Origin of the sequence: Paenibacillus sp. FSL K6-1330 (assembly GCF_037976825.1) — a bacterium.
In the GTDB taxonomy this organism is placed as follows: domain Bacteria; phylum Bacillota; class Bacilli; order Paenibacillales; family Paenibacillaceae; genus Paenibacillus_AQ.
This window is the reverse complement of sequence record NZ_CP150269.1, coordinates 3,959,063-3,974,411: the sequence shown is the minus strand read 5'-3', so window position 1 is coordinate 3,974,411 and position 15,349 is coordinate 3,959,063. Positions and strand designations below refer to the sequence as shown.

The 15,349-nt window shown below is 44.7% G+C and carries 13 protein-coding genes and 2 pseudogenes; 12 read left to right on the top strand and 3 right to left on the bottom strand.

Annotation, left to right across the window (positions count from 1 at the left end; translation table 11 throughout):
* The first annotated feature begins 355 nt into the window (after positions 1–355).
* From NYE54_RS17795 to NYE54_RS17745, 11 genes and pseudogenes are all read left to right on the top strand, one after another.
* Positions 356–1,516: a GntR family transcriptional regulator gene (locus NYE54_RS17795; protein WP_339264991.1), complete on the top strand. Its 1,161-nt coding sequence runs from the start codon at positions 356–358 to the stop codon at positions 1,514–1,516.
* 551 nt (positions 1,517–2,067) lie between these two features.
* Positions 2,068–3,018 (top strand): ABC transporter permease subunit, encoded by a 951-nt coding sequence (locus NYE54_RS17790; RefSeq protein WP_339264989.1) that lies wholly within the window; start codon positions 2,068–2,070, stop codon positions 3,016–3,018.
* Between the two features lie 32 nt (positions 3,019–3,050).
* Complete coding sequence (locus tag NYE54_RS17785) at positions 3,051–3,965, top strand: carbohydrate ABC transporter permease (RefSeq protein ID WP_339264987.1); 915 nt, start codon at positions 3,051–3,053, stop codon at positions 3,963–3,965.
* A gap of 90 nt (positions 3,966–4,055) precedes the next feature.
* A complete protein-coding gene (locus NYE54_RS17780; RefSeq protein WP_339264985.1) occupies positions 4,056–5,714 on the top strand; it encodes an extracellular solute-binding protein in 1,659 nt (552 codons plus the stop codon).
* Positions 5,715–5,793: 79 nt separating this feature from the next.
* The gene (locus tag NYE54_RS17775) at positions 5,794–6,582 is read left to right on the top strand and encodes a phytanoyl-CoA dioxygenase family protein (protein WP_339264983.1); all 789 of its coding nucleotides are present in this window, start codon (positions 5,794–5,796) and stop codon (positions 6,580–6,582) included.
* A 41-nt stretch (positions 6,583–6,623) separates the two neighbouring features.
* A complete protein-coding gene (locus tag NYE54_RS17770) occupies positions 6,624–7,607 on the top strand; it encodes a Gfo/Idh/MocA family oxidoreductase (protein ID WP_339264982.1) in 984 nt (327 codons plus the stop codon).
* An 18-nt stretch (positions 7,608–7,625) separates the two neighbouring features.
* Positions 7,626–8,702 (top strand): Gfo/Idh/MocA family oxidoreductase, encoded by a 1,077-nt coding sequence (locus NYE54_RS17765; RefSeq protein WP_339264981.1) that lies wholly within the window; start codon positions 7,626–7,628, stop codon positions 8,700–8,702.
* A 308-nt stretch (positions 8,703–9,010) separates the two neighbouring features.
* A pseudogene (locus NYE54_RS17760) lies at positions 9,011–9,861 on the top strand (aminoglycoside phosphotransferase family protein); the annotation flags it as partial.
* 134 nt (positions 9,862–9,995) lie between these two features.
* Positions 9,996–10,271 (top strand): annotated as a pseudogene (locus NYE54_RS17755) (phosphoenolpyruvate synthase); the annotation flags it as partial.
* Positions 10,272–10,789: 518 nt separating this feature from the next.
* Positions 10,790–11,104, top strand: coding sequence for a BCCT family transporter (locus NYE54_RS17750; RefSeq protein ID WP_339264980.1), 315 nt, complete (start codon positions 10,790–10,792; stop codon positions 11,102–11,104).
* A gap of 220 nt (positions 11,105–11,324) precedes the next feature.
* Entirely contained in the window at positions 11,325–11,585 is a 261-nt protein-coding gene (locus tag NYE54_RS17745; protein ID WP_339264979.1) for a hypothetical protein, read from the top strand.
* Here NYE54_RS17745 and NYE54_RS17740 read toward each other — a convergent pair.
* Complete coding sequence (locus NYE54_RS17740) at positions 11,541–12,518, bottom strand: Ldh family oxidoreductase (RefSeq protein WP_339264977.1); 978 nt, start codon at positions 12,516–12,518, stop codon at positions 11,541–11,543. The genes NYE54_RS17745 and NYE54_RS17740 overlap by 45 nt on opposite strands.
* 122 nt (positions 12,519–12,640) lie before the next feature.
* Between NYE54_RS17740 and NYE54_RS17735 the strand changes: the two genes are divergently transcribed.
* Positions 12,641–12,856, top strand: a complete 216-nt coding sequence (locus tag NYE54_RS17735) for a hypothetical protein (protein WP_339264975.1) — start codon at positions 12,641–12,643, stop codon at positions 12,854–12,856.
* 63 nt (positions 12,857–12,919) lie between these two features.
* Here the strand turns inward: NYE54_RS17735 and NYE54_RS17730 are convergent, their stop codons facing one another.
* Together NYE54_RS17730 and NYE54_RS17725 are read right to left on the bottom strand one after the other, a co-directional pair.
* Complete coding sequence (locus NYE54_RS17730; protein WP_339264974.1) at positions 12,920–13,705, bottom strand: response regulator; 786 nt, start codon at positions 13,703–13,705, stop codon at positions 12,920–12,922.
* Complete coding sequence (locus tag NYE54_RS17725; protein ID WP_339264972.1) at positions 13,690–15,294, bottom strand: sensor histidine kinase; 1,605 nt, start codon at positions 15,292–15,294, stop codon at positions 13,690–13,692. Before NYE54_RS17725 ends, NYE54_RS17730 begins: the two co-directional genes overlap by 16 nt.
* Positions 15,295–15,349: the final 55 nt, after the last annotated feature.

Here is a 15,349-nt window from a genome sequence, read left to right as displayed (position 1 = left end):
CTTATATCATAGCATGTAACAAATGTTATGATTTCTTATCAATTGCTCATTTAATTACTCAGGGATAACCAAATTACCTATTAACCGGAACTGCCCTTTAGAATGCACAAAAGCGACCATTTTGTAGGAATTTCGCATAATCGTGACCACCTGCATGCCGCGTATCTTCTCCACCAAATGCCAAATCGGCGAAAAGTCTCGGCTAAACGGCCGGGGACTGTTTTACACTGCAACATAACCCAATGGCTCCTTTGGGCACAGCACCAACCACAAACAAAGAAAGGACATGGAATAAAACGGTTGCATCTTTCGTAATTTATATATTGAACATATTGAATGAAATGTGGTGATTCGGATGAGCTCTACGGAAAGAATACCTTTATATCAGAGGGTTCAAGAGTATATACGCAACTTGATAACGTCAAAAGTACTGAAGATTGGAGACCGTATACCAACGGAAAAGGAACTCATGGAGCGTTTCGGCGTAAGCAAGATTACTGTCGTTAATGCCTTGGCCGGTTTGGTTAACGAAAGAATCATAACCAGGGTGCCCGGAAAGGGGACTTTTGTAAGTGAGCCTGAATATGAAATGCCGGAAACATCTCCTAAAATTGCCGTGAAGCCTATCCATAAAACCAGTGGAGAAATGGGGACGCGGTTGATAGGCCTAATTCTGCCCAGCATTTATGACTATTTTACGATTAGACTTATACAAGGTATTCAGCAAGCGATAAATGAAAACGGTTACCGTTGCGTTATTTATTTATCAGAGGGCAATCTTGATAAGGAAAAAGAGGCTATTAAGACATGTAGTAAAATCGGAGTGGAAGGGTTACTGATTTTCCCGGTTGACGAGGAGTTATTCAACGAGGAAATATTAAGCATGAAATTTGCGGGGTTTCCGTTTGTTCTCATCGACCGTTACCTTCCTGGGGTGGAAACTCATTATATAGCATCAGACGGTAGGCTTGGCGTTAATATGGCTGTAAATTATCTGTGGGAACTGGGGCATCGTGAAATCGCCATATGCTCCGATTCGCCCATACAAACCGTCACCGTTCAAGAGCGGATCGATGGATATATGAATGCCTTCAAGGAAAAGGGATCACTCATAAACCCTGCCCACATCGTGACCGGTTTTGAAATCGGAAGTCTTGAGCAAGCTGAAACACATCCACTGTACCGCTATATCCAAAATCGAATGGCAACGGCCTATATTACGCTAAATGGAAGTCTTGGAGTGAAAATCTATCAGATTGCGCGTCAAGTTGGATTGAAGGTGCCTGAGGACATATCCATCATCAGTTTTGACGATCCGACTTCAATCATCGAAGGATACAGCACCTTCACACATGTTAAACAGTTTGAACGAGACATGGGCTACCGCGCGGCTTACACGCTGGTTGAGGTCATTAACAATGATGACGGGCAACAAGGAAAATACTTTAAAACCCTAGTGGAGCCGGAATTGGTGATTGGCGAGACGACGGGAAAAAACGTTTTCTCCACCTCGTGATATCAACACCCGTTTCCCCCTATATAGGTAACCTAATAACGAGTCCGACGCGCTTTCTATTCAAAACCTGACAATGGAAGCGACGGTTCCCCGGGCTCTTCTACTACGTCAACTGCAACTTCCTCTCATGAAATCCTCCCATAATAAGTCCCAAATCCATAAAGAAATCCAGCAGAAGCTCTTCAAACCATTCACAGGTTGCTTTATTTCAATAAACATTTTTATCAAACAATTTCATAAGTATATATTGAATATAATGTATTTTTGCCAAGGAATAAAAACACCTGAACATGGCCGACAGCCATCGATCATGCCCCAAACGACGCATCGTACGCCCAGGGAGCAGTGCACACGATGTACAAAATAAAATTATGGAATGATTCCTACACCATATTGAATATATTTAAATTGTAGATATGAAACCGCTTGCAATGAAGGAGGGGGAGACAGTCGCTATTTACCGTCGAAACATCGAAAATTGGCTCTGTTCCTAAGCTATCGGGAATGGATTCGTAAAAATCCGATACGACGAAGTAGGAGGTGTACGGGGAATGGTACCAAAGGGTGTGGTTATCCACGGATTTGAGCAATTAAAAAAGAACAGGAAACTAACTAAAATATGGTATTTCAGGCATATCTATTTGTTTTTGCTTCCTGCTATCATCTGGTTTCTGGTTTTTGCTTACTACCCGATGTACGGCATTGTAATCGCGTTCAAAGATTACAAATTCAATCTGGGGATCATGGGGAGTTCATGGGCAGGCTTCAAATACTTCGTACAGTTTTTAAACGATTCCAAATTTTACGAAGTACTCCGAAATACGTTATCCATTAGTGCCCTTAAACTTGTTTTCGGATTTCCAGCTCCATTGATTCTAGCCTTAATGCTCAATGCCGTCATGCACAAAAGAATCAAAAGAGTGTTTCAAACGATTTCCTATCTGCCGCACTTCGTTTCGTGGGTCGTTGTCGTTACCTTACTTCAAAAAATCCTGTCTCCGAACGTAGGGCTTATCAATGACATTCGGTACCAAATGGGTTTGGATCCGATTTTTTTTATGGGAAAGCCGGAATTATTCTATCCACTGGTCATCATTTCTGACATTTGGAAAGGTATAGGCTGGGGTTCGATCATTTATTTAGCTGCGTTAACGAATATCGATCCGCACTTGTATGAAGCTGCGGAAATCGACGGGGCAGGTCGATGGAGCAAACTATTTAAGATTACGCTTCCATGCCTTGTTCCAACGATAGCCATACTGCTCATATTCTCCCTCAGCGGAATACTGAACGCGGGTTTTGACCAAATCTGGCTGATGCAGTCCCCAGCAACATTAAGCGTCTCGGAGATCTTGGACACTTATGTCCTAAAAACAGGCCTCCAACAGGGGCAACTCGCATATTCCACGGCCATTGGTTTATTCAAATCGGCGATCTCGCTGCTGCTCATTGTTGCTGTCAATAATATATCCAGGCGCGTGAGTGACGTATCGTTATGGTAATCAGCTAGCGCAGAAGATGAGGAGGTGTGTGTATGGGTGCGAGAAGGCTGACGACAGCAGATAAAATGTATATGACGCTTAACTATTCGGTGCTGCTGTTATTCTGCGCTACAGCACTATATCCATTTATCTATTTTCTAGCCCTTTCCTTCAATGACGGCTACGATGCGATGAAGGGTGGAATCTATTTTTTTCCTAGAGTTTTTACATTAGAGAACTATGCGAAAGCTTTTAGCAACTCTATAATCTTAAATTCGTTTTATATTTCCATTACACGAACGATTGTGGTAACGGTTGGCTCCGTATTTTTGACGGCCTTACTGGCATACGCCCTTTCACGGAAAGGTCTGCCCGGAAGAAAATATATCGTGTTTTTCTTTTTCTTCACCACGTTGTTCAGCGGAGGGCTTATTCCGACGTTTATCCTGTTCCGGCAATTACACATCCTGGATACGTTTTGGGTGTTGGTATTGCCCTCTCTATATAATTTTTTTAATGCGATTATTATGAAAACCTTCTTCGACGGGATCCCTGAAGCTCTGTCGGAATCGGCCCGAATCGACGGAGCAAGTGAGTTGGCGGTATTTGCAAGAATCATATTGCCTCTTTCGATGCCGGTGCTTGCTACCATTGCCTTGTTTGTCGGAGTGGGCGTGTGGAATGACTGGTTTACCGGTCAGTTTTTCATCCAGAATGAAAAACTGCAGCCTGCAGCTACGTTCCTTAATAAGATGATCAGCGAAGCTTCTTTCCAGTCGATGACGTCGGGAAATAGCGGATCTGCTATTCAAAACATGACCCAGACTCAGATGGAACTGCGAGGAGTAACGCCGGAAGCCTTGAGGATGACTTTCGTCATCATTATTACGACCCCGATTATCTGTGTGTATCCATTTCTACAGAAATATTTTGTAAAAGGCGTATTGGTAGGCTCTCTTAAGGAGTAGTTGGTATAAAAGGTAAAGCCTTTTATATAAAAACTTCCAGTGGAAGGGGATTGTAGTATGAGGAGGAACAAGCGTAGGAGTGTTCTTGTTATGACACTAATCGCTTTACTGCTTTTAGTGACCATGACGGCATGCACGGGAAAAGGCGGAGGGGAAGATGCAGGCACGGTTGACACAGGTCCGAAGGAGCAAGGTACTGAAGAAATAAAACCGGTAACCTTGACTTTTCTCAGTGCTTGGAACGGTGGCGGAGCCGGTTTCCCGCAGGACCAGGAGAATAATCCTGTAGCCCAAAAAATTAGGGAGAAAACCGGAGTAACGTTAAAACTGGAATCCATCACAACAAGCGAAGTAGAAAAACTAAACACCATATTTGCTTCCGGTACGGTTCCGGATATTGTTAACGCACCATTCTGGTCGACTACAGGAGGAGAAGGACAAGTCATCAAGAAGGCAGCCATGGAAGGACAGCTCCTGGATTTAACCCCATATCTCGATAAATACCCGAATATTAAAAGACTTGTGACTACCGGGATTGCAAAGGATTTTGCCGAGTTCGATCTCAATAGTCCCGATTTTGAAGGCAAGACTTATCTCATTCCTACGGAGACCCCGGACGGCACCCCTGAGAGCATTCATAATTGGAATTACGGTCTTTTTGCCAGGGGGGATATCCTGAAAGCTTTAAATGTAAAAGCGGAGGATATTGATACGCAAGAAGAACTATATGATCTATTGGTCAAGATCAGAGATGGAGGTTTTAAGGATATTGGCGGGAAACCGGTCATCCCGGCCGGAACGATGTGGAATGGATGGGATTCCGGCCAGTTCCTAGCCGGGTGGTCGGATTACACGATTTCGGACTTCCATCAAGTGGATGGAAAACTGATTCACTGGACGCAATCCAAGGACCATGAAGCTAAGTTGTTATACATGAGGAAGTTATTAACGGAAGGTTTGTTTGATCTTGAAGCCTTTAACAATACGAGTACAACAGCGAATGAAAAGCTTACGACGGGCAAGCTTGCCGTGTTCGGAGCCCAGCCGATGTTAGATGATTTGCAAAAAACGCTTTATAAGACGAATCCGGAAATGCAATATGAACTACTCGGACCGATGAAGAATAAGAGCGGAGAAATCCGAACGCAAGTGGAAAAACCCGGCCGTTCCGGTTTCCCTGCCCTGTTCTTAAGCGCTAACATCAAAGATCCTGATGCGGCATTACGTTACATTGATTATGTCAACAGTGAAGAAGGCCGATTGCTTGCGTATTTCGGGATCGAAGGAACGCACTACACCATGGAAAACGGGTTACCCCGGTGGATTCCTGATGTGAAAAAACAATTCGATGATAACCCGGATCTGAAAAGAGACGCAGGGCTCAATTATCTTCCAGGAAGATTCATCGGGGCATTCTCCAATGATATTACTTGGCCTATGCCCGAGGATCAAAAAACGAAGTGGAAAAAGTTGGAGGAGAGTCTCTCAGCAAAAATGCCTATCAAAATTATAGACAAAGTAAGCGCCAACTACCTTGCAAGAGAGTGGCCCAAATATCAGGAATATAGAGATAAAACCAGTAGTTTGAATTTCGATGAGGAAATTAAGAGAGCGTATTTTGCGGCGTCAGATCAAGAAGCTCTAGATATGCTTCATAGTGTTCAAGAAAAATTTAGAGCTGCCGGCGTAGAAGAAATGGCGGAGTTTGTGGCTCAAAAAGCTGCAGAACGAGATGATGTAGGGTTCTAAGTGAAGGAAGTTTATCCATGGGATGGTGTCACTGCCATCCCGAATCACTTTTTACATGTAAGGAAGGGGACGACAACATATGTTAAACCCGATTGTTTCAGCAGGCGCATTCACTGAACTCGATCAGTTTATGTTCGAATCGTGGGGTTATTTTGTCATTCCGAATGTACTGTCGAAAGAGGAGGTCAAAGAATGCCTGCAGGCATCAATTCGACTTCATGAAGCGGCAGGTACAGTCGGTTGGGGGCAAGTCGGCAGAGGGTATGAATCTGAACACGCTCTTGAAAACTTAATGGATCATCCATCGGTTTTACCGAAGATCCGAGGTTTACTTGGCGACCGATTCATTATGCAGTCCGGGTGGAATACGAAGCAGCCGGTAAGGGGAGGTATGGGAGGCTGGCATCAAGACGGATCCAGCGCCTTCGATTTTAAGAATCTGGGGTACCCAGTCCCCCTTATTCAGCTCCGTGCTTCATTTTTATTGACCGATCAGGAAGAACCTGGCATGGGGAATATGGAGTTCATTCCAGGCAGCCACCGCAGTCTCATTCCTCTGCCGGATTCGATCCGGACTACAAAGTCGGATACGCCGATAAGCCATGTGGTATGCGCGCCTGCAGGGTCAGTCCTGGTGTTTCACAACGCAGTATGGCATCGGACGTACGAACATAATTGGGATTACGACCGCTATACCATGCATTACATCTATAGCCCTCCGTGGGTAAAGCCCTCGGACCGTTTCCATAACGATGTCAACTTTATGCAAAGAACTACGCCTGTGCGAAGAGCTTTAATGGGGGATTTTTCAAGGCCTGATGCGCCATTTGGAGCAAGTTATACGCCACCTCCCTTTGAAGAAAACTAAAATCTTGTAAAAAAATATAAACGATGACGGAGGGGAAACGCATGTTGAACGTTGCGATGTTAAGTAAGTGGCATGTGCATGCAGATGATTATGCAAGAAGGTTACAATCTCACGGTAACGTCAAACTCACGGCAGTCTGGGACGAACAGCCTGAACGCGGAAGCGAATGGGCTGCCCAATTGGGAACGGATTTTGAAGCGGATTTGGACACGCTGCTAGAGCGGGAAGACATTGATGGCGTCGTGGTGGATGCCCCTACAAGCATGCATGCAGACGTCATGGTAGCAGCTGCTGAGGCCGGCAAACACATCTTTACCGAGAAAGCCATGGCTCTTACCGTAGCAGAATGCGATCGGATTACTGCAGCAGTACGCAAAGCAGGCGTCAAGTTCTGCATTTCATTTCCCGCTCTCACAAGGCCGCACCAATTGTTCGCTAAGCAGCTAGTAGATGACCATGTATTAGGAGACATCACGCTTTTGCGCATTCGTAACGGCCACGACGGTGCATTGAATAATTGGCTCCCGGATTACTGGTATGATGAGAAGCAAACAGGGGGCGGAGCCATGATGGATTTGGGCTGTCATCCGATGTACATCGCAAGTATGCTGCTCGGTAAGCCTAAAAGAATCACATCCATGTTTCATTATTTTACCAATCGTGCAGTGGAAGATAATGCGCAGTGCTCCATTGAGTTCGTAAACAACGCGGTCGCACTGGTCGAAACAAGCCTTGTTACGTACAAAACTCCTTCTGCCCTTGAGATTTACGGCACGGAGGGCACCCTGATGATCTCAGATGATACCGTTAGAGTCAGCTCGAAGAAGCTCGATGTACCTTTTTCCGGATGGATTTCACCTAATCAGCTCCCTAAAGAGCAGCCGCTTCCGATCATCCAATGGGCAGATGCATTGATTCATGACAAGCCGATGCCTTTCGGATTGGAAGAGGGGACGAAATTGACGGAGCTATTGGAAGCAGCATACATCGCTCATAAGGAAAACCGAACGGTAGAGTTTAAATAACGCGGGGGAGGGAATGCGATGAGAACCGTAAAAGTAGGGATCATCGGTTGCGGAATGATTGCGAACGGCAAACATATGCCGTGTTTGTCCAAGTTAGATAACGTACAAATGGTGGGCTTCTGCGACTTGAAACCGGAAAGAGCCGAGGAAGCCGCGGAAAAATACGGCACGCAAGGCGCTAAGGTGTTTACCAATTACAAGGATCTGCTTGCTATGGAGGAGATTGAGGTCGTACATGTGCTAACACCGAACAGCTCCCACGCGACGATTTCCATTGATGCGCTCGAGAGTGGCAAACATGTCATGTGCGAAAAACCAATGGCAGTCACAGGAGCGGAGGCCAAAGCGATGTACGAAGCCCACTTGCGAACAGGAAAGAAGCTCACCGTCGGGTACCAGAATCGTTCCAACGCCAAAAGCCAACTGTTAAAAAAGATGATCGCCGATGGGGAACTTGGAGATATCTATTTTGCAAAAGCTGTCGCTACCCGAAGACGAGGCGTACCTACATGGGGCGTGTTTCTAGATAAAGAGAAGCAAGGGGGCGGTCCTATGATCGATATTGGAACCCATTCCCTTGATCTGATCCTATGGTTGATGGATAACTATGAACCGGAAAGTGTCGTTGGCAGTGTCTTCCATAAACTGAAGCATACCGAAAATGCCGCGAACGAATGGGGAGCCTGGGATCCCAACGAATTCGAGGTAGAAGATTCGGCGTTCGGGTATGTGAAATTTAAAAATGGAGCTACGGTCATCATTGAAACAAGTTGGGCCCTCAACATTGCGAAAGGTGGTGGCAACCTGCTGTGCGGAACGAAGGGAGGAGCGGATTTTGCTAAAAATGAACTGCGGATCAATGGCGAGAGGGACGGGAGCTTGTTCCTGAATAAAATTGAGGTGAATCCGAATGCAAGAGAACTGTTCAGGGGAGAAGAAATGACCGATTTCGAGTATGAAGCCAAACAATGGATTCACAGTATCGTAAACGATACTGAACCTTTAGTTAAACCGAGGGAAGCTATGATTGTTTCACAAATATTAGAAGCCGTGTATATATCCGCAGATACAGGCAAAACCGTTTATTTTGATTAGGAACAAATCCTGTGTCCGATGACAAGAACATATAGACATTGAAAGTCGCTAATTTAGCGGCTTTTTTGTTTTGCCGGTTTGATGGATCTAATCATTTTCCAATCGCGATTTCATTAAGCTAACTGGTAGGAAGAGGTAATAAATGAATATATCTATAATCCACCTTTCATCGTTGTCTTCTTTTCCAATATGATGATTATGTATGGCGACAAGCAAATCAGAAACTGTATAACGGACAAATCGACAGGGGTGTTTACCTTAACCATTCACCTTGTAAAAAAACGATTGGAGGACTTCATAATGAGCGAAAAACGCAGAAGAAATGGGAACGCTACAACGATCCCGATTCCTGGCGTAGGGAATATGATTTTTATAAATCCAATTTTGGCGCTCTGTTTTCTGAATCATTCCGTTGCCTGAATGCTATCACGCCGAAATGAACGAAGAAGAAAACGAAACGCAGATATGGATGAAATATATCAACGGCATATCGGGTTTAGATTTGACTGGCGATATGTATGAACGCGCAGCCGAGGAATTAGGACGGTTCCAAGGCAAATTATATGCCGAACAGCCAGTTGTTTTACAGAGCTTGACCAACCTGAGCAAAGTGGATTACATGAAAAACTTCTATCTTCATTACCGGTCATGGAATAGAGTGTACGATTATATACGCTCCGACGATTGCGAAATCCCGAAACACATATGTCAAATGCTCATCGACATTGATGAGAACGCAGACGAAATATTCAACCGTATTGAAAAGCTGCCCATCGTTCTGTGCCACAGGGATTTTTGGGTGACAAACATATTCTTCTCAGACGGTAAAACCATACTCATGGACTGGGATACCGCGGGGTGGGGCTATTTAGGTGAAGATATGGCAAGTCTAATCGCGGACGAAGCCGATGTCGAATACATGGTTGAATACTACCGTAGATGTATCCCGGCGTATTACAAGGGTTTTTCGGAATATGCGGATATTTCACACATAACGGATAACTGTGTCTATGAGTTGATTCTACTTATGTTCGGATACAGGCTTGTAGAGTGGTATATGGACGCAGGATCTGGAAATAAAATCCAAGAAACGGATAATGAAAGAACGCTGCACATCCATACCCTGCAAAAAATCTATGAGATAAGGAATGAACAATGATTGATAAATGGTTTCACTTATTACATAAACCGCTCCGAAAACAATACGGTCACCGTCGGGGTAATCACAAGACGACATAGACTCATGGGGTGATATAAAACCGTCCGCAGGGCAGGTAACGAACCTCGAAAAGTGAAAAAAACGCAGCAGACACGCTTTCTCAATCCGTACCCCATAATATTACTTCGGAAATGGGTTTGGCGCTACTCGATGTTGCAGATGCGATCCGTCCTTATCCGGAAGTCATTGATTATTTACAACATGTCAAAGACGACAACTTTTTGGATGAACTGGTTAAGTTGGAAGGCGGGAAGGAAACCCAGGACGCGATCTATACTTATCTCAGCAAATACGGCATGCGCTGTGCTGGAGAAATCGATATCACCAGAACTCGTTGGAGCGAAAAACCGTAGTCGGTGTGGAGAATGCTACCAAACGGATAAAGGATGGGCAGCGAATTCGCATACATGGGACTGATGGGTATTTCGAAATATTGTCATAGCTGAGTACCATTTTCGTATACTTCGTGGATTCCCTGAGCATGTTTCACAAGAGATTGATTAATAAAAAGACAACAGCCTGTTAAAAAAGGATGAGTAAGATTCACATGTTGGTGATGGATCTGAACTCATCCTTTTTTCTGCATTTCTTCAAACTAGATTCCTTTAAGTGTGCTGCTTATAGACAGATATATATGATCCGATTCGAAAATAATTGAGACGGATGAATTTATCGATTGGGAGTTGTAAATATTATGTATGGAAGAGCTTTACTACAACATAGATTGGAGACTTCACACTATGGATTCCCTTCAATCCTCCAATCGGAATGGCAGTAAAAGTTCAGTAACATTCCGGTCGGCGGTTATATTCACAGGTATCTTTTCTGTCTGGGCTGTCGTTAACCCAGAAAATCTGACGAACACCTTATGGGGATGGGTTTACAAGTACCATGGCCAATTAGCTGGTTTACGATGATGATCCCGCTTATTGTCATCGGAATTTGCTTATTGCTGGCCTTCAGTAAGTTTGGCAATGTCAGGCTGGGGAAGAAGGATGAGAAGCCGGAGTTTAGCACGTTCTCAAGGCTAGGAATGTTGTTCACTGCAGGAATTGGTGTCGGCCTTGTAAACTTTGGTGTCGCCGAGCCGCTTGTTCATGTCCCTATCGAACCGGGGCGAACTTGTTGCTCTTCCATGGCAAATTCCGGACTTGCACGTGTATACACAGATGTTGTGGCATAAAGACAAGTGGCTTTCACCTATCATGATGTCTTTCATAGAAGCAACAAGGGAGGTTCTCGCTTTAGAGAAGGATAGGGAAACGGGTTCCCAAACAGAAGAAGCATGAAGTCGTCTTTTATAAAAACTATATCTATCAGAGGCTGGGCTGAAATAGGGGAGCTCAAAGGGTGCGTGGCTGCAGCACCGTGCTAAAACGCTCGCAATCTGGATGATGTTTACGATGTCGTTCCCGACATTTGTCGGCGAGTCCAAATTTGCTGTACAGTCCTCCCACAGCGAAACGGCATTGTGGGTGGCAAGCAAAGCGTATCAAGCGGTCGCCGAGCATACCCTCGGGACGGTAAGTGAAAGAGAAGCTGCAGGGGTGGAGGCTGCAGCTTCTCTTTCTGTTGTCTGGCGGTATGATGATCTGACACTGGGAAATCAGTTGCGCGGCTCAAAATGGCGGTTCAAGTTCAAACTCAACAGCCGCATCTTTTAACACCGTCTGCTGCTCTTTACTGAGAGGTATCCCACTGTGTATTCGATCCTGTTCGCGCTCATATTCAAGGACCCCCGGAAGTGTTGCTCTATCGTATCCGGGCATTGGCTGCATTTTACTAGTTATACTCATATAAGTGTCCATTTCTTTTTTGAACTGATCTGGTTGTATAAACCGGCTGATATCCAGTGCGATGATCAACGCGCCTTGATTAGCTCCCTTGTACTTTTTCCCATCGTCTTTTTCTACTACCCGAAGACCTGCTAAGAAGCCGCCCAAAGCTTGGCACATAAAACCTAATCCCATATTTCGAAATACAAGTCCGGGCGCGAGCTTAAACAGCTGCTCCAAGTGAGGAGAGGGGTAGAGGTCATGCATTGCCCCAAAGTCTAGAACCATGGGTACTTCAGTGCCCGAAGGCACTGCGAAGGACATCGGTGATCCACCGGCTGCACGCATGATCGATTCCTCGGTGGTTAAGTGTAACTGATGCCCAGACGTAACATACCCGACGAGCCCTTGTTCCGCAAGGAGGCGTGAGTAGATTCCAGCTGCTCCGATATGTCCGTGATTCCGTGTGACGGCCGCAGCGATCCCGTGATTACGGCAGCGATCAACGATCTCTTCCACTGCCCGAAATGCCGCAAAATAACCAAGTCCTCCGTCTCCATCCACTACCATCGTAGAAGCCGCTTCATTCACTGTGTGGACTTGTGGATTTGGATGAATCAAACCATCTCGCATGATCCGGGCGTAGGTAGCTATTTGCTGGGAACCGTGACTGAATACTCCTCGAAGATCATTTTTTACGAGTACTTCCGCTAGAAAATCAGCTTGTTCTTCCAACATACCAGCCTTACGGGCTAGTGCGGAAGTGAAGCACCTGAGCTTTTCAGGCCTAACTCTGATACTGTCCTTCTGCTCTACATTCACCTCGTAACCCTCCCAATCCACCATGATTTTAATACCATAATCATTCTTTAGCTGATAACCTAATCCTTCTAAGTTTTTCATATCCTATGAATATAATTACCCCTGCAAGGGAGCACAGAATAATGGAAATTTCCGACCCGTGTTCCTTTCGTTCAAAACCATACATTGAAGGAGTACTTTACAATACTTCGCAAATTGGATCTAAAAAGTTGGAGATCACAGAGGGCATCCCAAGAGGAACCTGCTTCGTTTGGAATGTTTTTTCTGAAAAAGGTGAAATCGTTCTAAAGGGGCTTGAAAGAAGCAGTGGAAAATACGAAAGGAGATACATCGGTTAACCTGGCGAATCGCTCAACTACGATGAATTCTGATTTATGCCAAGTTAATCCGTATCTCTATAGTCAATACATATTCATTTTGGTACTATTTTTATAATCTACCGGACACACTCCAACTCGGTTTTTAAACAGGCGGCTGAAATAATATTGATTCTTATAGCCTACTTTGATCGCCAAATCACCAATTTTGATGTTTTGCATGGAGTTGTCCAATAATTCCTTCGCTTTCGAGATGCGAAGCTCAGTCAAATACTCCAGAAAAGATACTCCGACCTCTTTTTTCATTCGTTTACTCAAATAATTGGAATTAATATGAAATAACTCCGCCACATGAGGTACGGCCAGTTCCGGATCATTGTAATGACAGTGGATATATTCTGTTATTTTCACCATAATTGGCGAGAGTCCACAGGCATTCGAGAGTGCTTCCTGCGTCATCTCATTCTTGAGCTTCGTAACTTCGTCAGGATGAAGACCGCACAAGTGATCGTGTAACTTAGACAGCATTCGGTTTAGATCGCTCTTGGGTACCGGCTTCAGTAAGTAATCATAAGCATGCATTTGCAGGGCTCTTTGCGCATATTTAAAATCATCATACCCACTAATAATCACCACGACCATGTCAGGATACCGACTCGTTACAATTTCGACCAGATCAAGGCCATTCAACCCCGGCATGTTAATATCCGCTAGCAATACGTCTGGTGTGGATTCCTCGATTAGAGACAGAGCCTCAGCAGCATTCCTTGCTTCTCCTGATGGTTCAAAAGGCAGCCGACTCTCTTGGATGTATTTCCGTAAGCCATTACGGATAATTTTCTCGTCATCCACGATTAGGACTTGCCACATGAGTTGTTACCTCCAAGCGGTACATTTATCGTCATACAGGTTACACCTTGTCCACTACTGATCTGCAAACCGTAAAGCTCACCATAAGCAAGTTTGATGCGATGGTTGACACTATATAGACCGAATCCGATCTCTTCGTTTCTGTCTTTTTTTCCGTCCCGCAACGTCTTCTGAAGTGATGCGAGCCTGGATTTAGGAATGTCTACTCCGTTATTCAGGACGGTGACGATCAGTTGATCCCCTTGTTTATATGCACGAATTGATATTTTACTTTTCTGGTTTGTCAGCGGCTTGATTCCGTGATAAATCGCATTTTCAACGAGTGGTTGAAGGATGAACCGAATGATCTGATGTTGTTCCAAATGCTTGTCATAGCTCAATTCGTAATCCAGAATATCATCATACCGAACACATTGGATATTTAAGTAGCTCTCGACATGTTGAAATTCTTGTTCCAGCGTTACAAATTGACTGCCGCTGCTGAGTCCAAGCCGGAAATACGTGCTTAAGGATTCTACAATGTCCACCACATCATTTGCGTCATGGCTTGCAGCCATCCATTGAATCGTATCCAGTGTATTATACAGAAAATGGGGCTTAATCTGTTCGTGAATCATCTGCAGCTCCATTTCCTTCTTTTCTTGCTGGGATTGATATAGCTTAATGAGCATTTGATTGAAACTACGCGCTAACTCTCCAATCTCATCGCGCCTTTTATCGTTAGAACGCACGCTCCAGTCACCGTCTTCCACTTGTCTCATCAATTGACGCAGCGCCTGTATCGGCTTAGCTATGGAGGAGCCCAATAATAGGACGAGTATCAAAAAGAAGATACCTACTACAGTTCCTACCATAAGAGCCGACCGCTGGGTCTTCGTCATACCTTGGGTAAGCTGGGATTTCGGCACTTGGAATATGAGCTTCCAGCCCGGAACACCGGTAATCGAAGCCGTAAAGATAGCCATGTTAGCTCTGGAATCATCCAGTTCTGGAAATTCTGAATTAACGATAAGCGATCCTCTACCGTCATACACCAAAATGTCTTGGGCGATATCTTTCATTTTACCGATAGGAACGGCGGCTGCGATGTAAGCTGCATCCTCATGAACTAGCGGTTCAACACGGTACAGAATAACAACAATCTCTGCTTTGTTGGCTCTTGAAACAATAACGTTACTTACAACGCAGGGAGCATTCGACGAAATCAGTTCTTTATAATAGTCTCGATTTAATATAGAGAAAGAGTTGCTATCCGGCGTCCAAGAGTTTCCTTGGAGATCAACAATCCGAATGGACTCGTAGTCATGACCTCGACGTTGTTCGAGCTTGCGACTTTCGCGTAACAGCTCTTCTCGAGTCAAGTGATGATCAGAAGCAAGGGTGGCGAGCATTTCGACTTCTCCAATCCGCTGCTGAAACCAATAGGATATTTGTTCGCTCCGGGCATTGACGATTTGCTGTGTCAGTGATTCATTGAGTGGGACGACCGTTCGTTCCATCTCTATGTGTATGGCGACTAACAACGCAAGGAATAGTAAGAGAAAGCATCCTCCGGCATATAATGTAATTTTTCGTTGTATTGAGTGCATGTCTTTATTACATCATGTTGCATTCCCTTTATAAATGAGAAGTATCACTTATCCA

Excerpts from the sequence above, each read along its gene's own strand:
- NYE54_RS17795 (WP_339264991.1), top strand. The coding sequence starts at position 356 with ATGAGCTCTACGGAAAGAATACCTTTATATCAGAGGGTTCAAGAGTAT.
- NYE54_RS17790 (WP_339264989.1), top strand. The coding sequence starts at position 2,068 with ATGGTACCAAAGGGTGTGGTTATCCACGGATTTGAGCAATTAAAAAAG.
- NYE54_RS17785 (WP_339264987.1), top strand. The coding sequence starts at position 3,051 with ATGGGTGCGAGAAGGCTGACGACAGCAGATAAAATGTATATGACGCTT.
- NYE54_RS17780 (WP_339264985.1), top strand. The coding sequence starts at position 4,056 with ATGACACTAATCGCTTTACTGCTTTTAGTGACCATGACGGCATGCACG.
- NYE54_RS17775 (WP_339264983.1), top strand. The coding sequence starts at position 5,794 with ATGTTAAACCCGATTGTTTCAGCAGGCGCATTCACTGAACTCGATCAG.
- NYE54_RS17770 (WP_339264982.1), top strand. The coding sequence starts at position 6,624 with ATGTTGAACGTTGCGATGTTAAGTAAGTGGCATGTGCATGCAGATGAT.
- NYE54_RS17765 (WP_339264981.1), top strand. The coding sequence starts at position 7,626 with ATGAGAACCGTAAAAGTAGGGATCATCGGTTGCGGAATGATTGCGAAC.
- NYE54_RS17750 (WP_339264980.1), top strand. The coding sequence starts at position 10,790 with ATGGGGATGGGTTTACAAGTACCATGGCCAATTAGCTGGTTTACGATG.
- NYE54_RS17745 (WP_339264979.1), top strand. The coding sequence starts at position 11,325 with ATGTCGTTCCCGACATTTGTCGGCGAGTCCAAATTTGCTGTACAGTCC.
- NYE54_RS17735 (WP_339264975.1), top strand. The coding sequence starts at position 12,641 with ATGGAAATTTCCGACCCGTGTTCCTTTCGTTCAAAACCATACATTGAA.
- NYE54_RS17730 (WP_339264974.1), bottom strand. The coding sequence starts at position 13,705 with ATGTGGCAAGTCCTAATCGTGGATGACGAGAAAATTATCCGTAATGGC.
- NYE54_RS17725 (WP_339264972.1), bottom strand. The coding sequence starts at position 15,294 with ATGCACTCAATACAACGAAAAATTACATTATATGCCGGAGGATGCTTT.